The following is a 23945-nucleotide window of genomic DNA, read 5'->3' on the forward strand; positions in this document are numbered from 1 at the left end:
GTTAAAGTTCTTTAAAGGTATCTCCATTATTAAAATCTCCCGATTCAAAACCTCTTTTAAACCAGTACATTCTTTGTTCTGATGTGCCATGTGTAAAAGAATCGGGAACAATATAACCCTGGGCGCGCTTTTGTATGGCATCGTCACCTACAGCATTGGCAGCACTTAGTGCTTCATCGATGTCGCCTTCTTCAAGGACATTGTTCATTTGTTCATTGTAGTGTGTCCAGACACCCGCATAAAAATCAGCCTGTAATTCTAAAGCTACTGAAAGATAATTGGCCTCCTTTTCGCTGGCATTGGCTTGCAGCTGCCTTACTTTAGAAGATGTACCCACAAGCGTTTGTACATGATGTCCTATTTCGTGGGCAATTACATAAGCGATTGCGAAGTCACCGCCTTTAGCGCCAAAGCGCGATTGCAATTCATCAAAGAAAGCCAAATCCATATATACTTTCTGATCTGAAGGGCAATAAAACGGACCTGACGCGGAAGATACTCCTCCACAAGCCGTTTGAACCGCATCCCTGAACAAAACCAGTTTAGGCTTTTTATATGTCATTCCATTCTCCTGAAATATTTTAGTCCATACATCTTCGGTATCGGCAAGTACCGTAGCGACAAATTCACCCATTTCTTTATCCCTTGCACTCAGTTCTGTATTTTGGGTTTCGCTGCCTTGCTGTATTTGGTTGGTGATATCGTTTATTACGGCTGAATTATCTCCACCCATAAACATATTTATTACCAATATAATAACGCCAATAATACCTCCTCCTGCTACAAGTTTACCACCGGACATACCCCTACGGTCTTCCATATTATCACTTTGTCTCCTGCCTAACCATTTCATAGCTTAAATTTTCTATTGAAATTAAAACAATTAGTTTCCATTTCAATGCATTTTGATAAATTATTAGCATTAAAAAAGCCGCATCGTAAAATGCGGCTTAGATTATATATGACGAAGGCGTTCTAGAATCCGAAACGGAAACCTAAATAAGCATCTGCCTGATCTGTATCTGTAAGGGCTGCAGATAATAATGAACCCGAGCCAATGTAGAAACCACCTAAACGAACACCAATACCGGCTGTAAATCCGGATATTTCGTTACTTGAAAATGGCATATAAGCTTCGAACCATTCACCTGAATAACGTGGTGTTACTGTAAATACATTTTGGGAAACAATCTGATCATTTTTAGCATCGTCGCCTAGTCGTTGCTGTAAAAAACCTGTCACGTACCAGTTATTATATACTTTTACATCGGCATATGTCGATAGAAGTGCTGGCTGTTTTACCTTAAAATCCTTTTGAGGTGTCCCTTTTGTTACTAAAGGATCGTTATCAAGAATTGCCTGGATATCCTGTAGGTTATCTACTCCTTCGAACTGACTTAAGTTGAATTCCTGCGCACCAGTTACATTAAGTGAATAATTTGAAGATTCATTGTTATCGTCTTTAAAGGTCATGCTTCCTAAATTACGAAGTGATAAACCTGCATTTATAATGTAGCCGCCATCATTCTCCTGATCTTTTAACTGATAATTAAAACCTAAATCAGCTGCAAAACCATTAAGTCCGCCCGCAAAGAAATCTGTAAAGTTTCCAGCATCTGTAAAACCGTCGGCTAATGATCCGGAATAAGCAACATTTATACTTGTACTTGCATTTTTTAGCACTGCATTACCTTCATTATCACCTGAACCTAGAGCTATATTTCCGGTAAACTTGTCAATACCAATATTAGCATAAGATCCAGGGAAAATTAATTTAAAAGTTACACCCGCCGAGAATTTATGCTGATCATTTTCAAAAATATCCCTCGCTCCCGAAAAGCCAATTTCTCCCCAGGATGTTCCTGTAACTTTTTGATTTGACCCTGCTGCAATTATGCTTCCGGCAATAGTGAGTCCATCACTTCCATTAGATAGTGCTCTTCCAAGCCTGCTATCTACATCGGTTATATTAGCTTTAACTTTTGCTGATGTTGTTATTGAAAATGCCCATTTATCAATTTTATAAGCAAATGCTGGGCCGAGGATTTCAATATCTGCTTTCATGTTTAGCGCTTTATTTCCTGAAAATATCAGATCTTCAAAATCAGAATTTCCACCAACAAGATCTCCAAAGCTAACTTTGTTGTTGGATACATTAGCGCTAAGATTTAAAATATTAACCTCATATTGCGTTTTTATGTTTGTTAACTCTGCCGGGTTAACTGTGGCATTTATAATACCTGTTCTGCGAGATGTATTAATACCTGCAAAATGCTCCTGAGCGTAAACGCCGGTACCAAGTAGAGCAAAAATAAATAGTAAAGGTTTTTTCATATGTATGGTGATTGTTTGTGTCATTAAATTTACTAAAATAATTTTGTATTTTTAATGAATTAACGATAATATCATTTTATACGTAATTTACTTAACATAGGTTTTATGATGCAAATATCATAAAAGAATACACAAAAGCAAATACCCATATCAGGGTATTTTAACATTTGACGTAAGTATGTTATTTAGATAACGTTATACCGCTTTCCATATCACGTCTTCGGGTACAGGTGCAATAATTTGGATCGCTTCTTTTGTTACGGGATGTACAAAATTCAGTTTTCGGGCATGAAGGTGTATACCGCCATCAGGATTGCTTCGGTCAAATCCATATTTAAGGTCACCTTTAATAGGGGAGCCTATAGCGGATAATTGAGATCTGATCTGGTGGTGCCTGCCGGTATGCAGGTTTATTTCGAGTGCAGTGTAGTTGTTTAGCTCTTTAATTATAGTATAATCAAGGCTTGCCATTTTACTTTCGGGGACTTCTTTACTATGAGCTTTTGAAGTATTGGATTTTTCATTACGTTTAAGGTAATGTACCAAGGTAGCCGATTTTTGTTCCGGTTTATTTTTAACAACCGCCCAATATGTTTTTTGGGTTTCACGGTTTTTGAAAAGTTCATTTAGCCTTGTTAAAGCTTTTGTGGTACGTGCAAATATAACAATGCCTGTTGTAGGCCTGTCAAGTCTGTGTACAACTCCTAAAAAAACTTCTCCGGGTTTGTTGTATTTATCTTTAATGTATTCTTTAACAACATCGCTCAGTGGTTTATCACCTGTCTTATCACCCTGTACGATATCGCCAACACGCTTGTTTACAGCAATAATATGATTGTCCTCATAGAGAACCTGAAGATTTGTTTTATTGGAAAGAACTTTCATTTAGATAATCTAACTATCGAATTAATATTGTTCGTTAGTGTTTGGGAAATCTTTTGATTTTACATCAGTAACATATTGACCTATAGCTGTAGTCATACCTTCGTATAGATCCATATACCTTCTTAAGAAACGCGGGCTGAATTCGTTATTCATACCAAGCATGTCATGAATAACCAACACCTGGCCGTCAACGCCACCACCAGCACCAATACCAATAATAGGAATAGATACGCTTTCGGCAGCTTTTTGAGCTAAATGCGCCGGTATTTTTTCGAGTACTATAGCAAAGCAACCTAGGCGCTCCAGCATTTTTACATCTTCAATTAGCTTCTCTGCTTCAGCTTCTTCTTTAGCACGAACAGTATACGTTCCGAATTTATAAATAGACTGAGGCGTTAATCCTAAGTGTCCCATAACAGGGATGCCTGCATTAAGTATTTTTTTGATAGAATCTTTTATTTCACTCCCACCTTCAAGTTTTACAGCATGTCCGCCGCTTTCTTTCATTATCCTTATTGATGAGCGAAGTGCTTCTTTGGGGTCAGACTGGTAGCTACCAAAAGGTAAATCTACTACTACCAAAGATCTTGTTATTGCTCGCACAACAGACGATGCGTGGTAAATCATTTGGTCTAGTGTAATAGGAAGAGTTGTTTCATGTCCTGCCATTACGTTTGATGCAGAATCACCTACAAGGATGACATCTACACCTGCGGTGTCAACAATTTTAGCCATCGTATAATCGTATGCTGTTAGCATAGATATTTTTTCTCCGTTGGCCTTCATTTCAATTAAAGACTTAGTAGTAATTCTTTTATAATCTTTTTTTGCTACTGACATGACATTAAAATTTTGAGGGGTAAATGTACTAAATTGTAATAAGAATAAGCCCTAAGTTCTACTTTTATTAGGTTTTAGTTTACCCTGATTCATCTTCGACCAGGGTTAAAACTATAATCTAAAACAAGTTACGGATTCGAATAAATTAAGCACAAAAAAAAGCCGCAATGTTTAAAATTGCGGCTTTCTACATTAACAGTCGGCATTGTTTACTGTAACAGCAAGTCCGCCTTCGGATGTTTCTTTGTATTTATTATTCATGTCCTGAGCAGTTTTCCACATGGTGTCTACTACCTTATCTAATGGCACTTTAGCGTTTTTAGGGTCGGTTTCCAATGCAAGTTCAGCAGCGTTAATGGCTTTAATAGCGCCCATTGTATTACGTTCGATACATGGAATCTGTACAAGCCCACCGATAGGATCGCAGGTCATCCCTAAGTGGTGTTCCATCGCGATCTCAGCAGCCATAAGGCATTGTTCAGGGGTTCCTCCCATAAGTTCAGAAAGTGCTGCTGCAGCCATTGCCGAAGATACGCCTATCTCAGCCTGGCAGCCACCCATTGCGGCAGATATGGTAGCACCTTTTTTAAAGATACTTCCCACTTCTCCGGCAACCATAAGGAATTGTTTAATGTGGCTCTCATCTGCATCGTGGTTTTCAATAACCATATAATACATAAGTACCGCCGGAATAACACCTGCACTACCATTGGTAGGAGCAGTAACCACACGGCCAAGTGCAGCGTTAACCTCGTTTACGGCAAGTGCGAAACAGCTTACCCATTTAAGTATCTGACGGAATTTAACCTCGGTACCTCTAATTACCTCCAACCATTCCTGAGGGTTATTGTACGGCATTTCGCCTATAAGATTCGCATGCATATCGAAAGCCCTGCGACGAACGTTAAGACCGCCCGGTAATATTCCAGAAGTATGACAACCTGTGTACATGCATTCCAGCATAGTATTCCAGATGCGCATAAGTTCTTTATCAATATCTTCTTCGCTACGAATTGACTTTTCGTTCTCGTATACTATCTCAGATATCTTTTTATTTTCAGATCTGGTATACGCCAGTAATTCATCCGCTTTATCTATAGGGAAGGGGAAAGCACATTTTATAAGCTCTTTCTGTTTTGCTACAGTACGCTCTTCTTTAACTACAAACCCACCGCCAATAGAATAGAAAGTAGATTCATATTGTGTATGATCATCAATATAAGCAGTAAACATGAATCCGTTAGCGTGAAATGGCAGGAAGTTTTTATTAAAAACAATATCTGTATTTATAAAAAACGGAATGATCATCTTACCTCCAAGATTTATCTGATAGGATACAGTGATTGTATCTATAATAGATGAAATGCTTTCAATCGGAACATATTCGGGGTCGGCACCGCTAAGCCCAAGCATTACTGCAAGATTTGTAGCATGGCCTTTTCCTGTAAGGGAAAGTGAGCCATATAGGTCTACCTTAACACGGTTTACTTTTTCAAAGATACCTTCATCATGAAGTTCTTTTAAGAAGCGTTCAGCACCACGCCATGGTCCAAGTGTGTGCGAGCTCGATGGTCCCACACCAATTTTTAGCATATCAAAAACAGAAATACATTCGTTCATAGCAGTTTAAAGCAATAGTTGTAAAGATAGTTATTTTACAGCCCGCAAATGTATGTAAAATGCAAATACTACAACGATATCGAAATAAAATTATTGATTTAATAAAACCTAAATAACAAAGGAGGTTAGAGTTGTGATAATGTTTAAATATAATGCAAAAAAAAAGCCTCCCGATTGGGAGGCTCATATAACTATTTATTTTTTCTTTCGAGTAACGCCATGTAGAAACCGTCGAAGCCGCTTTCTGAAGCCAATACCTTATTTTCTTTTACAAAAGTAAATTCTTTACCAATCTCGGTCGTAAGGAATTTTTTAACCTGCTCTTCATTTTCTGATGGAAGTACCGAACATGTAGCATATACCATTTTGCCACCCGGTTTTACGATCTTAGAATAGTTTTCAAGCACTTCTGCCTGTACTTTTCTAATGTTATCTATAAACTCAGGCTGAAGCTTCCATTTACTGTCAGGATTACGCTTAAGTACACCTAATCCGCTGCATGGTGCATCAATAAGTACACGATCGGCTTTTTCATGAAGCTTCTTGATTACTTTAGTACTGTCAATAATACGGTACTCAATATTGAAAGCACTATTTCTTTTCGCACGAAGCTTAAGCTGTTTCAGTTTACTTTCATAAAGGTCCATTGCAATAAGCTGGCCTTTGTTTTCCATTAGTGATGCCATGTGGAGTGTTTTACCACCTGCACCTGCACACGTATCTACAACACGCATACCCGGCTCAACTTCAAGAAAACGCGCTACAAGCTGAGATGAAGCATCCTGTACTTCAAACATTCCTTCCTTAAAAGCATCGGTTAGAAATACGTTTGCTCTTTCTTTAAGGATAAGTGCATCCGGATAATCTTTTTCGATTATCGTATCTATATTTAAATCCATAAGGATAGCGCGAAGCTTTTCTCTAGTGGTTTTAAGCGTATTTACTCGAAGTATTACTTTTGCCTGCTGGTTTTGTGCAGCAAGTTCTTTTTCCCATTTTGCTTCGCCAAGCTCTTTTACACCAACTTCATCCATCCAGTCTGGAATAGACTCACGGTACTTACGTATTTTAGAAAGTTCATCAAAGCGACCCTTAATACGGCGTATTGGAGTATCTTCAAAATATTTCCAGTCCGGAAGCGTTACGCCACGAAGCACAGCCCACACAGCAAAAATACGCCATAGGTTATCCCTGTCAAGAGGTTCTTTAACTTCGGCAATTTCTATATAAAGGCGTTTCCAGCGAACAATTTCATATATGGTTTCGGCTACAAATTTTCTATCGGCGCTTCCCCAGCGTTTATCTTTTTTAAGTGCACGTGCAACAACCTTATCGGCGTATTCTCCATCATTAAAGACAAAGCCAAGTGAATCAATAACCGTAAAAACTAAATTCCTGTGTAATCTCATTATCGTAATTTGAAGCTGCAAAGGTATTATATTTTAAGCAGAACTTATAACTATGTTTTGTTATGCTTTTTATCAGGGTTTATTTTGGCTGTCCCATTGTTTAAGCATCACTTCCAATTCATGATATTCCTCAGCATAAGCACCATCTAAAACTTTCATTTTTAATGGGAATTGTTCAAAATATTCTCTCGCTTTATTGCTTCCCGATACCGTAGCGATGAATAATTTATTGACTAATTCCATCTTTTTCTCATCAATAGTAGAATCAGTTTTTTCATATTCAGATAAGACTTCTGTAATTTGACTACTAGTGTATTTAGGGAACTCAGTGTTAACTACGTTTTTTTGATTAATAATATCTTTATCGAAATATATTTTCCCGATATTCCATGCTATTGAATCGTATTTAAAACTTTTTGATACCGGTAGAAATTTAATGTCACTTACATATAAAGTGTCATTTTTAGATTCAATACGACATTTTTTAACTGCACCCCAAAAATCAATAACTTTATTACTATTACAGATAGATAGCGTAAATTCCGAAAAATCACCATTCTCATTCCGGTAACCGCATAGTGCTATTATCTTATTCTTGGATAATGAAAAAACAGTATCGGCTACACTACCTTTTTCATGATACTTACTATCAGGGCAGTCGCAGGTAATTTCGCTGTTTATAATTGTATCTCCCTTGGTCTCTTGCTTTTCTATCACTGTTGTCTTTTCCTTTTGACAAGCAGCGATAGCTATAACTGCTAATATAAGAATAGTAATTTTACTCATGGTAATGGTTTAAATGGTTGTCTCTTTTATATCTTCCTAAAAATGCAGATGGTGTTTCACCGGTTTTCTTTTTGAAGAGCCTTGAAAAATAAGCATAATCATCGTACCCCAATGAATAGCCAATTTCAGCAAAACTATCTTTTTGAAGGATAAACGCTTTTTTAGCTTCAAGCAGCACACGATCCATAATTACATCAGAAGCTGTTTTATCAACAACTGCCTGCGTAATTCTGTTAAGATGTTTAGAGGTCATATTTAGCATTCCCGCATACGCAGAAGGCGATTTTTTATTTGTAAAATGTTCACCAACCAGTTCTTCGAAATGCCTGAACTTAGCGTAATAGTTGTTCCTGTTTTCTATAGGTACTATATTCTGATGCTTGTAATATCTTGTCCCTTCATTATATACAAGATCTGTCAGGCTAATTATATACTCACGCTTTAATATGTTTTGAGATTGATTTTCTTGCAGTATTAATCTGAACCAATTAGTAATGTTTTGATATTGCTTACCCGCGAGATAAATACATGGCGAGTTGTGCATACTGAAAAAGAAAGGAAAATGGCTTAATCTGTTATTGGTGTAATGCAGGTCATAAAAAGCCTGAGTGTGGAAGAAAATATACCCCTCGGTATCTTTCGATAACTCCCAATGATGCGTCTGCCCCGGATTTAGAAAGAATAATGCCCCGGGTTTTACATCAAAAACAGTAAAGTCAACTTCGTGTATACCGCTTCCTTTAGTAAATAGTATAGCAAGATAGAAATTATGCGAATGGGGTAGTGCAATGTCCTTATGGCTTGTGACTAAATGATTTTGTAATGTGTTTGCATAGAAATCTTCAGGGCTAGTTCCTGCCTGAAACTGCTGCATCTGCAATACCGATACTTTTTTCATATTAATGTAATATGTCCTAAAAGTACAAATTCCTGCGAATATATGCTATTGCTATAAACTGCTGTGTGCAGTAAATTTGAATAAAAAAACAATGTCACAATTTACAGATATATTAGAAGAAAAATGTCCGAAATGCGGACAGGGAAAAGTGTTCAGTAAAAAAGGTAATCCATTGTTGTTTCAAATGCCAAAAATGCATGAGAACTGTGCCGTTTGCGGACACAAATTTGAGAAGGAACCGGGTTATTTCTTTGGTTCTATGTATGTAAGCTACGGTTTAACAGTTGCCGAAATGATAGCTGTATTTGCAGTAGCACATTTCTTTATTAAAAGTTTTATAGGTATGGTTAGCCTTATAGGTGTGATGTCAGTACTGTTAAGCACATTTAATTTCAGAATTTCCAGAATGGTATGGATATATATGTTTGATGGGCGGAAGAGGCACGTGTAATCTTTAGTAATGATAAATTGTAAAATAGCCGGATATCGCTTGTCAATAAAAGTGATATCCGGCTATTTGTCGTTAAGTTCATCTTTAACACGATCATCATAAAATTTATAAAATGTAACATTCTAGACAACTATGTGTTGTTTTGTAAGTAATTATTGATTTATCATCACAAAACAAATCGTTTTAGTATTAAAAATTCATACAAAGTAAATTTTCAATCTTTATTTTTTTATACATTAGCTAACCAAATTTACAAAATGAATAAAAGCATAATATTATTAATGGTGCTCTCGTTGCTTTCCTGTAAGAAGGAAGACAGCAAAAATTTTAAAGCTTCTTTCGATACTGTTAAAGTTGATACATTATTACAGGACGAGATAAGTATCAGGGGAATTGCTATTGATGGCGATAAAGCCTGGTATGCCGGAAACAATGGTAAATATGGATGGGTGTCATTAAATGGAGGCAGGAATTTTACTGGTGTTGCGGTACAGGATACCTTAATGCCGGAATTTCGCGCTATAGCTCAGACAAAATCTGATATTTTTATACTTAATGTAGGTACGCCTGCGTTATTATATAAGATATCTAAAGACGGAAAACAATCTAAGCTTGTATATACCGAAACAGGTGAAAAAGTGTTTTACGACAGTATGCAGTTTCGCAATGATAAAGAAGGTATAGCCATAGGTGACCCTATAGACGGATGTTTATCTGTTATTATCACTAACGATGGAGGAAATACATGGAAGAAAATACCTTGCAGCCAGTTTCCTGCTGTAGCAGATGGCGAGGCAGCTTTTGCAGCAAGTAATACCAACGTTATCGTTAAAGGCGATAACACCTGGATAGTATCAGGTGGTAAAAAGGCGAGAGTGTTTTATTCTTCCTCCCTTAAAGAGAAATGGGAGGTTTTTAATACCCCAATAGTTCAGGGTAGAGAAATGACAGGAATATTTTCTGCCGATTTTTATAATGATGAGATTGGTTTTGCCGTAGGAGGTGATTATGAAAATCCTCAACTTAATAAGGATAATAAAATACTTACCGAAGATGGTGGTAAAACCTGGAGGAAAGTAGGGCAGGACAAAGGTTTTGGATATGGCTCATGCGTACAGTTTGTGCCGGAAAGTGATGGAAATGAATTGATAACGGTGGGAGCTTCAGGTGTTTATTATTCACACGACAGAGGAGAAAACTGGAAACAATTGTTATCAGATAAAACATTACATACGTTACGATTTGCAGATTCTAAAACAATTATTGCCGCAGGACAGAATAAAATTATACGATTAAAATTAAAGTAGATTTACAATAAAATACCGGCGGATAGTCGATAATAACAAATGTTTCTTTGAAGGAATGAGATACGTACTTATGATTAGTGCATAAAAAAAGGAAAGAGAAGCTGTAACTTCCCTTTCCCAAACTTAAACTAAACATAAACTAACTAATTAATTAATCTCGCGATTAATCAATTAACTTTCATAAACTACTAATCTTTTCGTCCTTTGTATTTACTTAGAAGCAACTTGTTAAAGTCGTCTTCCGCCGTTTTTAATTTTAGGACTTTCTTCGCGCCAATTACTGATCGTAAGTCAGATACCAGTTTTTTGCGCAAATTAAATATCTCTTCTTCCGCCGACTCAAGCTGACTTAAATACAATTGTGCTTCTTTTGGTGTAAGTGCATCAATCCCTTTTTCCTCGAGTTTATTGGTAAGGGGACGAATTTTATTATACCTTATATCATATATCTTTTCTTCACAATTAAGATACATAGGCCAAAACTTCTGCGATTCAGCAGGAGTAAGCTTTAATGCACCCTCAATATGTGTTGATTTCAACGCTTTTAACTGATCTCTCCTGTCGGTTTGCCCATAGGCCAACATTGTAAAAAACAGGAAGAACAACATTACATGTCTGATCTTCATTATTTTATTCATATAAGTAAACATTTTCGCCAGCAAGATACTCTTCAATGGCCTCATCACTTATATTTACCGATTCCTGTAATTCGCTTACATCTTCAACATCGAGGTTTTGTAGCAATTCGTACGAGCTTATGTCAGCCTGGTAAGCAAAGTAATTTTCAATTGCTTTGTTGTCCGGCAGTGCAGGTTTTTTTGCAGCCTCATTTTTGTTAAGTATAAGCGATAATGACAGCACAAGCGCAGCCGCAGCAGAAGTAACCCATACAGGCCTTCTTTTGTAAAGCGGTATTACTTTTACTTCCTGCATAGGAAGGTTAAGCATTACCCTGTTGGCTAAGCTTTCAAAATAAGCATCAGGAGCTTTAAATCCTGATTTTATATTTGGTCTGCTATCTAGTTTGAAATCGTTCATAGTGATTAGACTTAATTAATTTAAAAAGGTTTAATGGCTATTTATAAAATCTTCAATTTTTTTTACTGCATGGTGGTAAGATGCTTTTAAAGCACCAACTGATGTTCCCAATATTTCTGATATTTCTTCATATTTAAGGTCTTCATAATATTTCATTTTAAATACTAATTGTTGCTTATCTGGTAGCGACGTAATTGCCTGCTGAAGTTTTAACTCCATAGCATCGCCTTCAAAATATTCATCTGCCTGAAGGTTTTGCAACGCTTTTTGTTGCACTTCTTCATTGCTGATATTATTTTTTTTCGCTTTAGAACTCACAAAGGTTATTGCCTCGTTGGTGGCAATACGATATACCCAGGAGAAGAGTTTACTTTCACCTTTAAAACTTTTAAGGTTCTGGAATACTTTAATAAACGTGTTTTGCAGTACATCATCTGTATCATCGTGATCTATCACGATGTTACGAATATGGCTATAGAGAGGCCGGCTGTATTGAGATACGAGCTGCCTAAACGCAATGTCCTGCGTTTTGGGATTTAGCAATGATGCTATAAAGGCCTTCTCGTCCTGCAACTTTGGTTAGTGTTTATTGTTGGACTAAAAATAAAGCAAAAGGTTTAATCTGCAATTTTTATAATTTAAGTATTACAAGGTTTAACAAGGGTTTGAAGTTTAACTACAGCTTAATAGCTCTTAATTTTATATAAACGTAGTAATGTTGTACTTTTGCGACTTTAAAATACAATATGATAAAGACTGTTATTTTTGATATGGATGGGGTTATTGTTGATACAGAGCCTGTTCACCACTATGCTTACCACCAGCATTTCAAACATTTAAATATAGATGTAACTGCCGAAATGTATGCTTCGTTTACAGGTAACTCTACCAAAAATGTCTACCAGCGCTTAAAAGAATCTTTTGAAATACTTGAGGAAGTAGAAGATCTTGTGCAGAAAAAACGCTCACTTTTTAACGACGCTTTTGATGAGAAAGAAGATCTTGACCTTCTGCCCGGTGTACGTGAGCTTATAGTTAATCTTTATGATAATGGCATACAATTAATATTGGCATCATCAGCATCTAAAGTAACTATAGAACGTGTATTTAACCGTTTTGGGCTTCATAAATATTTTACGCATATTGTAAGTGGAGAAGATTTTCCAAAGTCAAAACCGCATCCTGCTATCTTTGAACATGCTGCTTCGTTATCAGTAGCGCCTAAAGAAGAATGTATAGTTATAGAAGATAGTACAAATGGTATCAAGGCCGCAAAAGCTGCCGGCATATACTGTGTTGGCTATATGAGTGAAAATTCAAAATTACAGGAATTGGCAGAAGCCGATATGGTGATCAATCATTTTAATGAGCTGGACGCTGATAAGGTTAAAAATTTAAACTAAAGATTTTGTCTTCGTTTGTTTAAGCGGAGGCAACTAAATTCTATTATGACAAAAGCAGTAATTTTCGACATGGATGGGGTAGTGGTAAACACCGAGCCAATTGGCTACCGTGCTAACCAAAAGCTATACAAAGCACTTAATATAAATGTATCTGATGAAGTATACGGGACGTTTATTGGTAATTCTGACAAGATGATCGTTCAGAAACTGAAAGATTTATACACTATTCCGCTTACGCATGAAGAACTGCTTGATGAAAAATATAAGTATTACTTCGATGCTTTTGACAACGCTGAAGATCTTGAAATGCTTCCCGGAGTAAAAGATCTTATTATTGATCTGCATAAAAATGGAATGAAGCTTTTATTAGCATCATCTGCGTCAAAAAGAAAAATTGAAAAAGTGTTTACACGTTTTGGTTTACACCAATATTTTGACTGTACTATTAGCGGCGAGGATTTTGAGGAGTCCAAACCGAATCCGGCTATATTTCTTGAGGCCGTAGCAAAATCAGGTTTTGAGAAAAATGAATGTATTGTTATTGAAGATAGTACCAATGGAATTAAGGCTGCGAATGCTGCCGGTATTTATTGTATTGGTTATAATAGCGGACATACCATGGGACAAGACACCTCTTTGGCAAATAAGGTAATCACCGATTTTGGCCAGGTTAATTTTGAAATAATAAGAGATATTCAGTAATAAAGAATTTTGACGGAATTGTCATACATCCATATTAGTTTTATATTTTTAAGGTATTATTTTCAACTATGGGAAATGCTTAATTTATAAGATGTTAGTTATGGATAAATTAGTACGTTCAATAAAGTTTCCGGTTTTATTTGATGTAGAAAAGCTACAGAATGACGTTAAGAAGATTATAAATACAGACTGGACTGATCATTATAATAAGAATGATTATTCGGGTAAGTGGACTTCTATAGCATTGATGTCGCAAACAGGAAAGGCAGATGCCATTTTTGCGCTGCCAAATAGTGATAAGAAACTTATTGCTACAGACGTTTTGAATTCCTGTTTATATTTTAAAGAGATACTTGATGGCTTTTTGTTTGAGAAAACAGCTGTAAGATTGTTACAACTAGCTGTCGGCGCAGAAATTAAACCGCATAGTGATCATTGTCTTGGTTATGAGGACGGTTCTTTCAGGCTACACATTCCAATAATTACAAATAGTGATGTTGAGTTTATTTTAGATGGTACGCGCCTTATTATGAATGAGGGTGAGTGCTGGTATATTGATGCCAACTTTATACATTCTGTTGCAAACAGGGGATCGCGTGATAGAATTCATCTTGTAATTGACGGTATCAGAAATGACTGGACAGACGCCATGTTTTATAATGAGGCGCAACAGGAAGCATTTGTAAAACCTGCTCCGGTTATTACTGATGAACAAAAAAAGCTAATGATTGCAGAGCTACGCCGAATGAATACACCTACAGCAAATAAAATGATTGGTGAATTAGAGTAGCGTAAGCACTATTTTTCTAAAATGTAATTCTCAATTACCAATACATCAAGTGCGGTAACTTCAAATAAATGAATAGCTTCTTCGGGAGTTTCAACCATTGGCATTCCTTTTTTGTTCAGGCTAGTGTTTAGTAATACGGCAATTCCGCTCTGGTTGTAAAATTCAGTCAATAAAGCAGCGAAATGAGGATTCCAGCTTTCCTCAACGGTCTGCACACGCGCAGATCCATTCTTATGTGTCACGTTTTTTAGCTTATCAATATATTCAGGTCGTGTTTTATCAACAAGAATCATATACGGACTGTTTCTACCCGCCTTAAAATAATCATCTACCTTGTCTTTTAATACAGCTGGCGCAAAGGGGCGAAAGTCTTCCCTGAATTTAATATCCCTGTTAATGTGATCTTTCATTCCCTCTATACCGGGATGCGCCAAAATACTCCTTCTACCTAACGAACGTGGACCAAACTCAGATCCTGACTGAAACCAGCCAATTGTTTTTCCGTGATTCAATTTCGCGGCACAATAGCGAAGCATCTCTTCACGATCATCAAAGATTTTTGGCTTGTATTTATCGTTTTCCGGCAGATTAAATGCAGTTTCTATACAAGTATCTGTGTATTCTTTACCAAAACAGGTACTTCCATCATGCTCAACCTTAGGCTTCTTTAGATATTCCAGCCACCCATAATAGGCGCATCCCAAAGCGAGGCCATTATCGGCAGCGGCAGGTTCAAAATAAATGTTTTTTGCAATACCACTATCTTCCAGTTTAGCATTTGCCACAGCATTTAAAGCTACACCGCCTGTATAACATAAATTTTCATGGGGAAAGCGCTCCAAACGATTTTCGATGCATTGCAATACCGCTTTTTCTACCTGTTCCTGCGCCCAATAGGCAACATTAGCATAATAATCAAAGTTTTGTTTAAAGTGTTCATAGCCCTGAAACGGATTTACAAATTGACTCTTCCAGTCATCGTTAACATACAGATTTCCATTAATAAATTCAAAGGCTTCAAAATTAAATACACCCGAATTTCCGAATGGTGCAAGTCCCATTAATTTTCCAACATCATCCATATCTCCAAAAACATAATTGCTGACAGCAGCATAAAAGCCACCTATAGAGTGTTGTGTAGTTGGGAGTGAAAACAAGCTTTCTCCTGATTCAGCCATTTTACTAAAATCTTTTGATAGAGGAGTAAGTATTTGTCCATCAAAATGATAAAAACTGTCTTTTTCGCAAACCATTTGAATTTCATTCAGTACATCTTCTGAAATGGATTGTTTTTGCTCAGGGTGAAGTTCTATAAATTGATGTAGCGGACTTCCGCAGCCATCAATCACCATTACTGCGCATTCAGAGAAGGGAGACGTTCCTACAGCACTATAGGCATGCGCCAAATGATGGGAAATAGTAACGACATTAAGAAGTTCGTTTCCGGCAAAAATCCTTTTACCTTTATATTGGTTGCGTTCGGGAATTTCAAAATTAGCACATTGTACAACGAGTGAGATATCTTTTAGTTCAATACCCTCTGCATCCAGGCAATATTGAATAGCTAGTGTATCATTGCCTCCGTCATGCTTTATCCTGGTAAGGCGTTCTTTTTCAATACCAACACAAATCTTTCCGTCTTTTAACAGAACCGCTGAACAATTATGTGATAATCCGGTTCCTAAAATATAAATTGGAGAACTCATCTGAGAATACATTTTTGTAAATATATTGCGACAGAATATATTAATAGTAAGTATTTCTACCTGTTTATTTAACCGCTTCCTTATATACCCGCAAAGCACGTTCTCTGGCTTCTTTATGGTCTACAATTGGCCTGTAATCAAGGTCTTCAAATTCAGGAACCCATTTACGTATATATTTCAGGTCTTTATCAAATTTCTTAACCTGTTCGCTGGGATTAAAAATCCTGAAATAGGGAGCTGCATCTACGCCACTGCCTGCTGCCCATTGCCAGTTACCAATATTACTGGACTGCTCATAATCAAATAACTTTTCAGCAAAGTAAGCCTCTCCCCAACGCCAGTCAATTAATAGGTGTTTGCATAAAAAGCTTGCAACAACCATACGCACACGATTGTGCATCGTTCCTGTTGCATTTAGTTCCCGCACACCTGCATCTACGATAGGGTATCCTGTTTTTCCTTCGCACCACGCTTTGAACTCAGTTTCATTATTCCGCCATTTTATATCGTCATATTTAGGGCGGAAACTTTTTGTTACCGTTTCAGGGAAATGCCAAAGTATCTGCATGAAGAATTCGCGCCATATTAATTCATTAAGAAATGTTTCTTTACTGTTCTCCGAAGCTTTCTTAACAACTTCCCTGATACTTACGGCTCCAAATCGCAAATACGGACTAAGGTGTGATGTACCGTCAATTGCGGGAAAATCACGGGTGTCTTTATAATTTGTAATTACCGGACCGGAAAGATCAAAAGTTATAGGTTTGATTTTAGATTCAGTAAAACCAATATCATGTAAGCTTAAAAAAGGGTAGGAGTGAGATGCGATATTTTCAATTTTATTCTCTGAATGATGCATCCTTAGAGATTGTTTATGAAAGGCATCCTTCCACTTTTTCATATAAGGGGTGTATACAACATAAGGAGTTCCATCATCTTTCACGACCTGGTTTTTTTCGAATATAACCTGATCCTTAAATGTTTCAAAATCAATAGTATTATCCGCTAACAACTGATGTATTTGTTTATCCCTTTTTAAAGCATATGGCTCATAATCATGATTGGTATACACTGCTGTAATATCATGCTCTTTAAGTAATTGCGTGAAGATATTTTCAGGTTCGTCATGAAATACGGCCAATGACTTTTTATGCTTTTTAAGTTCGCTATTTAAATCGTCAAGGAGCTTATGTATAAATGATACGCGGGCATCATCTTTCGATAATTCAGCGAGTATATTTTTGTCAAAAATAAAAATTGGAAGCACATTGTCGTCAGCACTTAAAGCTTCAAAAAGTCCTGTGTTATCTTTTAAACGCAAATCACGTCTAAACCAGAATATCGTCATATAAAATATTATTTCATTTCACCAAAAAGCTCAATCAGCTTTTTTTCACGGAAGTCAAATATCTCCTTAAGTTTTGGTTTTACCAAAAAAGGATGTACCATTTTACCAAGAAAACCAAAGGGTAATTTGTAATGTACAATGTCTTCCATTTCTACGCCTCCGGGAATTTCTTTTAAAAAATGTTTATGATGCCAAAAGCTGTAAGGACCAAAACGCTGCTCGTCAACAAAATATTTCAGATTTTCTGCGTGTGTTATTTCAGTTACCCAACCAACTTTTATACCTAGTAAGGGAGTAACAGTATATTCAATTATTTGTCCGGGAAAAATCGACCTGTCATCACCGGATAAGGTTACAAATCCCATAGATGGCGGGGTAATTACGGCAAGGTTTTTGGGATCTGATAAAAAATCCCATGCCTGTTGTACGCTAATAGGTAGCTTTTGCGTTGTGTGTACAGAGTTTAGCATATTTTTGAAGTAAGGGGATTGCTAATAAAGTTAGCAAACGTACTTGATATTTGTGACTGTACGATGTTTATTTTTAATATTTTTTAACAATCGTACCACCTTTAATGATTAATTTCGCAGTAACAAACTATATAAAAAATAACAAAAATTTTATGAGAAAAATATTCATTACCGCCGCATTTGTGCTGGCATTTATGGTGAATGGTTCGGCGCAAGTTGTAACACCACAGGCAAGTCCTAAGGCAGTTATAGAACAAACTGTAGGTTTAACAGATGTTAAGATCGAGTACTCTCGACCTAGTTCTAAAGGAAGATCTGTTTACGGAGAACTTGTTCCTTTTGGTAGAATGTGGAGAACAGGTGCTAATGCCAACACTATTGTGTCTTTTAGCAATGATGTTGTAATTGGCGGTAAAAAGCTTCCTGCAGGTCATTATGCGCTCTACAGCCAGCCGAAAGCTGATAGCTGGGACGTGATTTTTTATGATGACACTAATAACTGGGGCCTTCCTGAAAAGTATGATGACAAAAAAGAAGTATTAAGAACAACGGTTAAACCGGAATTCCTTAGCCGTAATGTAGAAACACTTACAATAGGAATAAATAATCTTGATAACGACTATGGTTTCCTTGAAATTGCATGGGAAAAAACTATGGTAGCTGTTAAGTTTGAAGTACCAACTAAAGCTACTGCAATGAAAAGTATAGAGACAGCAATGGCAGGCCCATCTGCTAACGATTTATTCTCTGCGGCTCAGTATTACTATCAGTCTAATGGGGATCAGGCTAAAGCTTTAGCATGGATCAACCAGTCTGTTGCTAAATTCGGACAAGAGCCTCCATTTTATATCTTAAGACAAAAATCGCTTATACAGGCTAAAATGGGAGATAAAAAAGGTGCAATCGAAACCGCTAAACTTTCTTTGGCAGCAGCCGAAAAAGCTCAGAATAACGATTACGTTAAAATGAACAAAGATTCAATCCAGGAATGGAGTAAAAAATAATTAGCGCATTGCTATGAAAAGAGAAGGCTGCCTGTAATGGGCAGCCTTTTTTGTGTTTTATCATTGTCTTATTCTGTTTCCTGAGTAACAACAGGAGCTTTAGTATTTCCAATAAACACCTGAAGTATAAGCGCCAGGATTATAGTCATAGCTGCACCTACAACGTTTAGCCATAAGTAACTCATTATTTCCATCTTATATATAACGATAACTACAGACTGGGTAACAATCGCACTCCAGAATATAGCTTCTGCCTTTATGTATTTTATGTAGAATGCCACGAGGAAAATACCTAACACTGTACCGTAGAATATAGACCCTATAATGTTTACCATTTGTATCAGGTTATCAAACAACGATCCGATACAGGCAAATAGTATAGCTATTACACCCCAAATAAGCGTAAACATTTTGGTAGCATCCACAAAGTGTTTTTCATCTTTTTCCCCTTTAACGTGGCGCATATAGATGTCTATGGTTGTCGTTGAAGCTAAAGCATTAAGACCTGATGCCGAAGAAGACATTGCTGCAGATATAATTACTGCCAACAGTAAACCTATAAGACCTTTAGGTAAGAAATTAAGTATAAAGTACAGAAAAACATAATCTTTATCGTTGGTTTCTGCGGTAGCGTCGGCTTTACTAATAAGCTCTTTAGCCTGATCCCGTAAATCTTTCTCCCTCGTATTAAGGGCTATCATTTTATTATGAAGCTCTTTGTTATCGTAGTCTTTACTAAGCTGGTCTACATACAGCATGCTTATTTCTTTTTTCTCTTCTGCTACAACATCAAGTTGTTTTTCCAGATTATGGTAAGGCTCTTTATACTGTGAGTTCTCAATGATCTTTGTATTGTTCGGATTGAAATGTAATGGTGCCGAATGGAATTGGAAGAAAACAAATACCATAACGCCTATCAAAAGGATAAAAAATTGCATAGGTACCTTTAAAAGACCGTTCATTATTAATCCCATTTGGCTTTCACGAACCGACTTACCAGATAGATAACGCTGCACTTGAGACTGGTCTGTACCAAAATAGGCAAGGGCTAAAAAGAAACCTCCTGCAATACCACTCCAGATTGTATATCGTTTTTCCGGATCGAAAGAGAAATCTATAATATTTAGTTTTTCGTTCGCACCTGCAATATGCATTGCATTATTAAAATTAAGCTCTTCCGGTAGGTATTGCATAATGATAAAGAATGTAATTGCCATACCTGTAAATATCACGAACATCTGCTGCTTGTGGGTTACATTTACAGCTTTAGTGCCTCCCGAAACAGTATAGATGATAATCATTACCCCTATAACAACATTCATAAGGTTAAGATTCCATCCTAACAATGACGATAAAATAATAGCCGGGGCATAAATTGTAAAACCCGTTCCAAGACCACGCTGCACTAAAAAGATAAGTGCCGCAAGTGAACGCGTCTTTACGTCAAAACGTTGCTCAAGATATTCGTACGCTGTATAAACTTTTAATCTATGATAGATTGGAATAAATGTGATGCATATTACCACCATTGCCAGTGGCAAACCAAAGTAGAATTGCACGAAACCCATACCGTCATGGTAGGCTTGTCCCGGTGTAGAAAGAAACGTAATGGCACTGGCCTGTGTAGCCATAACAGATAAACCCACAGTCCACCATGGGGTCTCGTTATTGCCACGAATATATTCGTTTACGTTTTTGCTGCCTTTAGTCCGTAGTGCGCCATAGGCAACAATGAACAGTAGGGTAGCGGATAGGATAATCCAGTCTAATAACTGCATACTAGTAAATTTGCATTATAAAATAGAACAGCACTATGTAAATGATGTTGAGCAATAGTACCAGCGAGTAGCTCTTTTTCCATCGTGTCGGATTATCTTTCATGTGCGTTTATTTTTGGGTTCTGTATAAGACTCTTTTCTTCTTGTTCTGTTACAGGTTATTTTCCTGCACCTATGAGGTTAGCCATAATTCTGTAAGCTCCTGGTACACCTTCCGGTAATTCACGGAAAAAGCTTAGCCCTGTATATATGTAATATCCTTTTCCATGTTTAGCTACTAGTAATCCGCCTTTTTTCGCGTCTTCTCCTTTATCGTTAGAACTAAATATTGGTGTAAACTCTTTTCCCCATTCATCAGGATAATACAATCCCTGTTCCTGCACCCATCCCTTAAAATCCTTTTCCGTTATTCTATTAGGGTAATTAAGCACCGGATTTTTAGTATCTAGAAAAGTAACAGTGGCATCTTCTTCTGTAACCCTGTCTCTCGATATTCGTAACGGATAAGGAGCAATATCTCTTGTTACCAGATCTCCGGTTGTATTATACTGTACAACCATAGTACCTCCATTGGCTACATAGTCAAACAGTATTTGTTGTTTAAATACAAGAGCGTCAAGAACATTATAAGCACGGATACCTACAACAACAGCATCAAAAGTTTTAATATATTCAGGTGTAATCGCGTCAGACTTAACAAGCGTTACATTGTAGCCCATTTGCTTAAGGCTTTCAGGAATATTATCTCCGGCACCCATTATATATGCGATATTTTGTCCTGCAATTTTCAGGTCTGCTTTTGTAAACTTAGCCGTAGAAGGCATTAGTACCTGCTGTAAAGCAATGTGCGGATAATCTACAATGATCTGTTCCCTGTCAAAATCCTCTCCATTTATAGTTGCAATACATTTCGCTGTAGCTTCAGAAGAACTGTCAGGAGGTGTAACTTCAAATGTAACTACGGTTTCACTGCCTTTTCGCGTTAAGTCAAACGGAATAGAAGCGGGGGTAACTTTCCATCCTGATGGGAGTTCCAATCTTAAATTTCCTTTAGCATTATCTTTACCTGCCTTAATTTTAACGCTTGCAAGCTGATTCTTATTATCTTTAAATAACTGAACCTTATTAAGTATACGTGTGGTTACTGCAGGAATAATATCAAGAGGCTGATAAACTTCCCCAGCTACAGGATCGTTGTATTTGTAAGCGATAGTACGTTCAAAAGGAATATCTGTTCCATCAATATTAACAACAAAAACAGCCGACATTTGCCTGATGATATCGGGAAGACCTATTTTTTGCAGATCGTCAACCTTATACATGCCGGTATCTCCTTTTTCAGTAAGCCAGTAAGGTGAAGTATAATTTGCCGTTTTTGGCACAACAGCATCAATTGTATTTTCTACACCAATATTTTTAGACAATTGTATATCCTGATTTATAGTTTTTTGTTCAGGAAAAAGTGTCACCGATTGCAATTTCATCGGAACGCTGCTACGATTAGTCGCCTCATATCTTATTTTAAGATCGCTACCGGGAGTAACCGACTGAACTTCTGTAACCGCTTCAAGATATAGCCCGCTGCATCCGGCAATAATTTCACTAACTTCTTTCAGTTTAATAGTTTTCCAGTGTTCATCCTCAAGCTTTTTTATAGCTAAATACACTTTTACAAGTGCAGGAACAGACGCCGCCGGATTGGCAAAATCAAAATCCTTAATGATAACTGTTATCGCATCACCAATAGCTTTACCGCCTTTAACACGGTTCCATGACGTATCTACACCTTCAAAAAGGTTTTGTTTATCTTTGAGATTATCACCCTTAATAAGTTCAAGGTATTCCATATCGTCACCACGAACACCTGTAGAACCAAATCCCTGTGATTTGTGTTTGCTACGGCTAAGTGCTGCTATTTCCTGGTTAGAAACACCCAGGGTAGGGAAGTAGGTACCTGTCTGCAGGTTGATATATTTTGTTTTATCGACCTTATCAAATTTATCTTTTCCTCCGAAAAACCACCACGAAACGTTGAACATTACCCGTTTAGGCTGCCATGTCTTGGTGAATTTCAGTTGGTTTGGCTCATAATTCGGATCTGCCGCCAGTATATATGCATCCTGCGTAAGCATTGCAGATGATGTGTGATGTCCATGCGTTGTACCGGGAGAACGGTGGTCGAACCTATTAATAATAATATCCGGCTGAAATTTCCTGATAACCCATACTATATCCTGCAATACCTTTTCTTTATCCCAAATCTGAAGTGTTTCATTTGGTACTTTAGAAAAACCAAAATCGTTGGCACGGCTAAAGAACTGCTCCCCACCATCAATTTTACGTGCCTCTATAAGTTCCTGCGTGCGAATTACACCAAGCAATTCCCTCAATTCTAATCCTATTAGGTTTTGCCCGCCATCACCACGTGTTAATGATAGATAGCCGGTTCTTGCTTTCACGTCATTCGCCAGATAGGATATAAGTCTTGTGTTCTCGTCATCGGGATGGGCCGCTAAATAAAGGGCTGTGCCTAGAAAGTTTAACTTTTCAAGTTTGTTATATAGTTCAGACGATTTTGGCTTTTGCTGTTGTGCAAAACCCAGTGCGTAAGCAAATAGAAAAAGGTATAATAGTTTTTTTTGCATGGAATGTTAGTCGTAAAATTCTTTATCCTCCTGTTTTAAAGGCACAATGCTCACGCCCTTTTGCAGCAGGAGGCTGTTAGGATAGGTAATAAGCTCGCCATCCCTGGTTCTTAAAATAGTATGAAAAGCCTTTATGTCTTCAATCTGGGCTTCTATAGGAAAATCTTTATCATGAACTTTAATTACATCACCAATGCGGAACGGAAAGCTAAAAAACAATATAATCCCTGATGTAATATTGCTAAGTATAGACCATTGTGCAAAAAAGGCAACACCAATAATAGTTAATATACCTCCCAGATATTGAAACAGATTTTCTGCTTTTAATCCCCAGACAGCAATTATAATCACGATATATACCGCCATCATGAAGAAGTCGATATATTTAGATATAAGGTTAGTACGATGTTCTGACAGGTGAGAAGCACGTGCGTAACGCTTAATAAGCTTTTTAATAATTACGCTAAGAATTATAAATACGACCGTTGTTATTAGTGTACCTATAACCTCATTGTATACTTCCTGAATCAT

Annotated in this window: 23 protein-coding genes; 6 read left to right on the forward strand and 17 right to left on the reverse strand. The window is 37.0% G+C overall.

Annotation, left to right across the window (positions count from 1 at the left end; translation table 11 throughout):
- Position 1: 1 nt before the first annotated feature.
- From ALW18_01270 to ALW18_01305, 8 genes are all read right to left on the reverse strand, one after another.
- Entirely contained in the window at positions 2 to 853 is an 852-nt protein-coding gene (locus ALW18_01270) for a metalloprotease (protein ID AOE51270.1), read from the reverse strand.
- A gap of 122 nt (positions 854 to 975) precedes the next feature.
- On the reverse strand, positions 976 to 2334 hold the full coding sequence (locus tag ALW18_01275) for a hypothetical protein (protein ID AOE51271.1): 1359 nt from the start codon (positions 2332 to 2334) through the stop codon (positions 976 to 978).
- Between the two features lie 195 nt (positions 2335 to 2529).
- A complete protein-coding gene (locus tag ALW18_01280; GenBank protein ID AOE51272.1) occupies positions 2530 to 3219 on the reverse strand; it encodes a pseudouridine synthase in 690 nt (229 codons plus the stop codon).
- 21 nt (positions 3220 to 3240) lie between these two features.
- Positions 3241 to 4059 carry a 3-methyl-2-oxobutanoate hydroxymethyltransferase gene (locus ALW18_01285; GenBank protein ID AOE51273.1) on the reverse strand — a complete coding sequence of 273 codons (819 nt, stop codon included), beginning with the start codon at positions 4057 to 4059 and terminating at the stop codon, positions 3241 to 3243.
- 192 nt (positions 4060 to 4251) lie between these two features.
- Positions 4252 to 5679: a serine dehydratase gene (locus ALW18_01290; GenBank protein ID AOE51274.1), complete on the reverse strand. Its 1428-nt coding sequence runs from the start codon at positions 5677 to 5679 to the stop codon at positions 4252 to 4254.
- Between the two features lie 191 nt (positions 5680 to 5870).
- The gene (locus tag ALW18_01295) at positions 5871 to 7088 is read right to left on the reverse strand and encodes an RNA methyltransferase (GenBank protein AOE51275.1); all 1218 of its coding nucleotides are present in this window, start codon (positions 7086 to 7088) and stop codon (positions 5871 to 5873) included.
- Positions 7089 to 7160: 72 nt separating this feature from the next.
- A complete protein-coding gene (locus ALW18_01300) occupies positions 7161 to 7874 on the reverse strand; it encodes a hypothetical protein (protein ID AOE51276.1) in 714 nt (237 codons plus the stop codon).
- Complete coding sequence (locus ALW18_01305) at positions 7867 to 8772, reverse strand: hypothetical protein (protein ID AOE51277.1); 906 nt, start codon at positions 8770 to 8772, stop codon at positions 7867 to 7869. The genes ALW18_01300 and ALW18_01305 overlap by 8 nt, the downstream gene beginning before the upstream one ends.
- A gap of 91 nt (positions 8773 to 8863) precedes the next feature.
- Between ALW18_01305 and ALW18_01310 the strand changes: the two genes are divergently transcribed.
- Positions 8864 to 9223, forward strand: coding sequence for a hypothetical protein (locus ALW18_01310; GenBank protein ID AOE51278.1), 360 nt, complete (start codon positions 8864 to 8866; stop codon positions 9221 to 9223).
- A gap of 257 nt (positions 9224 to 9480) precedes the next feature.
- Positions 9481 to 10530: an oxidoreductase gene (locus tag ALW18_01315; GenBank protein AOE51279.1), complete on the forward strand. Its 1050-nt coding sequence runs from the start codon at positions 9481 to 9483 to the stop codon at positions 10528 to 10530.
- Between the two features lie 188 nt (positions 10531 to 10718).
- Here ALW18_01315 and ALW18_01320 read toward each other — a convergent pair whose 3' ends face one another.
- From ALW18_01320 to ALW18_01330, 3 genes are read right to left on the reverse strand one after another with little or no spacing between them, the layout of a single operon-like run.
- The gene (locus tag ALW18_01320) at positions 10719 to 11156 is read right to left on the reverse strand and encodes a sensor of ECF-type sigma factor (GenBank protein AOE54268.1); all 438 of its coding nucleotides are present in this window, start codon (positions 11154 to 11156) and stop codon (positions 10719 to 10721) included.
- A gap of 4 nt (positions 11157 to 11160) precedes the next feature.
- Positions 11161 to 11568 (reverse strand): hypothetical protein, encoded by a 408-nt coding sequence (locus ALW18_01325; protein ID AOE51280.1) that lies wholly within the window; start codon positions 11566 to 11568, stop codon positions 11161 to 11163.
- Positions 11569 to 11598: 30 nt separating this feature from the next.
- Positions 11599 to 12141 carry an RNA polymerase subunit sigma-70 gene (locus ALW18_01330; GenBank protein AOE51281.1) on the reverse strand — a complete coding sequence of 181 codons (543 nt, stop codon included), beginning with the start codon at positions 12139 to 12141 and terminating at the stop codon, positions 11599 to 11601.
- 173 nt (positions 12142 to 12314) lie between these two features.
- Between ALW18_01330 and ALW18_01335 the strand changes: the two genes are divergently transcribed.
- From ALW18_01335 to ALW18_01345, 3 genes are all read left to right on the forward strand, one after another.
- On the forward strand, positions 12315 to 12971 hold the full coding sequence (locus ALW18_01335; protein AOE51282.1) for an ABC transporter ATP-binding protein: 657 nt from the start codon (positions 12315 to 12317) through the stop codon (positions 12969 to 12971).
- Positions 12972 to 13016: 45 nt separating this feature from the next.
- Positions 13017 to 13673: an ABC transporter ATP-binding protein gene (locus ALW18_01340; protein AOE51283.1), complete on the forward strand. Its 657-nt coding sequence runs from the start codon at positions 13017 to 13019 to the stop codon at positions 13671 to 13673.
- Positions 13674 to 13773: 100 nt separating this feature from the next.
- Positions 13774 to 14463, forward strand: coding sequence for an aspartyl beta-hydroxylase (locus tag ALW18_01345; GenBank protein AOE54269.1), 690 nt, complete (start codon positions 13774 to 13776; stop codon positions 14461 to 14463).
- A gap of 8 nt (positions 14464 to 14471) precedes the next feature.
- Here ALW18_01345 and ALW18_01350 read toward each other — a convergent pair whose 3' ends face one another.
- The 3 genes from ALW18_01350 to ALW18_01360 all read right to left on the reverse strand — a co-directional run bounded on the left by ALW18_01350 (position 14472) and on the right by ALW18_01360 (position 17987).
- On the reverse strand, positions 14472 to 16169 hold the full coding sequence (locus ALW18_01350) for a hypothetical protein (protein ID AOE51284.1): 1698 nt from the start codon (positions 16167 to 16169) through the stop codon (positions 14472 to 14474).
- 64 nt (positions 16170 to 16233) lie between these two features.
- Positions 16234 to 17517 (reverse strand): deoxyribodipyrimidine photolyase, encoded by a 1284-nt coding sequence (locus ALW18_01355; GenBank protein ID AOE51285.1) that lies wholly within the window; start codon positions 17515 to 17517, stop codon positions 16234 to 16236.
- 8 nt (positions 17518 to 17525) lie between these two features.
- The gene (locus tag ALW18_01360) at positions 17526 to 17987 is read right to left on the reverse strand and encodes a cell division inhibitor (protein ID AOE51286.1); all 462 of its coding nucleotides are present in this window, start codon (positions 17985 to 17987) and stop codon (positions 17526 to 17528) included.
- A gap of 152 nt (positions 17988 to 18139) precedes the next feature.
- On the opposite strand from ALW18_01360, the gene ALW18_01365 reads away from it, so the two are divergent.
- Positions 18140 to 18991, forward strand: coding sequence for a dihydrolipoamide dehydrogenase (locus ALW18_01365; protein AOE54270.1), 852 nt, complete (start codon positions 18140 to 18142; stop codon positions 18989 to 18991).
- A gap of 68 nt (positions 18992 to 19059) precedes the next feature.
- Here ALW18_01365 and ALW18_01370 read toward each other — a convergent pair whose 3' ends face one another.
- The 3 genes from ALW18_01370 to ALW18_01380 form a co-directional block, all read right to left on the reverse strand.
- Positions 19060 to 20769, reverse strand: a complete 1710-nt coding sequence (locus ALW18_01370) for a sodium:solute symporter (protein ID AOE51287.1) — start codon at positions 20767 to 20769, stop codon at positions 19060 to 19062.
- A 158-nt stretch (positions 20770 to 20927) separates the two neighbouring features.
- On the reverse strand, positions 20928 to 23414 hold the full coding sequence (locus ALW18_01375; GenBank protein ID AOE51288.1) for an LmbE family protein: 2487 nt from the start codon (positions 23412 to 23414) through the stop codon (positions 20928 to 20930).
- A gap of 6 nt (positions 23415 to 23420) precedes the next feature.
- Positions 23421 to 23945, reverse strand: a complete 525-nt coding sequence (locus tag ALW18_01380; GenBank protein ID AOE51289.1) for a mechanosensitive ion channel protein MscS — start codon at positions 23943 to 23945, stop codon at positions 23421 to 23423.

Origin of the sequence: Flavobacterium psychrophilum (assembly GCA_001708385.1) — a bacterium.
In the GTDB taxonomy this organism is placed as follows: domain Bacteria; phylum Bacteroidota; class Bacteroidia; order Flavobacteriales; family Flavobacteriaceae; genus Flavobacterium; species Flavobacterium psychrophilum_A.

Coding starts and splice junctions, on each gene's coding strand:
- ALW18_01270 (AOE51270.1), bottom strand. CDS start 853: ATGAAATGGTTAGGCAGGAGACAAAGTGATAATATGGAAGACCGTAGG.
- ALW18_01275 (AOE51271.1), bottom strand. CDS start 2,334: ATGAAAAAACCTTTACTATTTATTTTTGCTCTACTTGGTACCGGCGTT.
- ALW18_01280 (AOE51272.1), bottom strand. CDS start 3,219: ATGAAAGTTCTTTCCAATAAAACAAATCTTCAGGTTCTCTATGAGGAC.
- ALW18_01285 (AOE51273.1), bottom strand. CDS start 4,059: ATGTCAGTAGCAAAAAAAGATTATAAAAGAATTACTACTAAGTCTTTA.
- ALW18_01290 (AOE51274.1), bottom strand. CDS start 5,679: ATGAACGAATGTATTTCTGTTTTTGATATGCTAAAAATTGGTGTGGGA.
- ALW18_01295 (AOE51275.1), bottom strand. CDS start 7,088: ATGAGATTACACAGGAATTTAGTTTTTACGGTTATTGATTCACTTGGC.
- ALW18_01300 (AOE51276.1), bottom strand. CDS start 7,874: ATGAGTAAAATTACTATTCTTATATTAGCAGTTATAGCTATCGCTGCT.
- ALW18_01305 (AOE51277.1), bottom strand. CDS start 8,772: ATGAAAAAAGTATCGGTATTGCAGATGCAGCAGTTTCAGGCAGGAACT.
- ALW18_01310 (AOE51278.1), top strand. CDS start 8,864: ATGTCACAATTTACAGATATATTAGAAGAAAAATGTCCGAAATGCGGA.
- ALW18_01315 (AOE51279.1), top strand. CDS start 9,481: ATGAATAAAAGCATAATATTATTAATGGTGCTCTCGTTGCTTTCCTGT.
- ALW18_01320 (AOE54268.1), bottom strand. CDS start 11,156: ATGAAGATCAGACATGTAATGTTGTTCTTCCTGTTTTTTACAATGTTG.
- ALW18_01325 (AOE51280.1), bottom strand. CDS start 11,568: ATGAACGATTTCAAACTAGATAGCAGACCAAATATAAAATCAGGATTT.
- ALW18_01335 (AOE51282.1), top strand. CDS start 12,315: ATGATAAAGACTGTTATTTTTGATATGGATGGGGTTATTGTTGATACA.
- ALW18_01340 (AOE51283.1), top strand. CDS start 13,017: ATGACAAAAGCAGTAATTTTCGACATGGATGGGGTAGTGGTAAACACC.
- ALW18_01345 (AOE54269.1), top strand. CDS start 13,774: ATGGATAAATTAGTACGTTCAATAAAGTTTCCGGTTTTATTTGATGTA.
- ALW18_01350 (AOE51284.1), bottom strand. CDS start 16,169: ATGAGTTCTCCAATTTATATTTTAGGAACCGGATTATCACATAATTGT.
- ALW18_01355 (AOE51285.1), bottom strand. CDS start 17,517: ATGACGATATTCTGGTTTAGACGTGATTTGCGTTTAAAAGATAACACA.
- ALW18_01360 (AOE51286.1), bottom strand. CDS start 17,987: ATGCTAAACTCTGTACACACAACGCAAAAGCTACCTATTAGCGTACAA.
- ALW18_01365 (AOE54270.1), top strand. CDS start 18,140: ATGAGAAAAATATTCATTACCGCCGCATTTGTGCTGGCATTTATGGTG.
- ALW18_01370 (AOE51287.1), bottom strand. CDS start 20,769: ATGCAGTTATTAGACTGGATTATCCTATCCGCTACCCTACTGTTCATT.
- ALW18_01375 (AOE51288.1), bottom strand. CDS start 23,414: ATGCAAAAAAAACTATTATACCTTTTTCTATTTGCTTACGCACTGGGT.
- ALW18_01380 (AOE51289.1), bottom strand. CDS start 23,945: ATGATTCAGGAAGTATACAATGAGGTTATAGGTACACTAATAACAACG.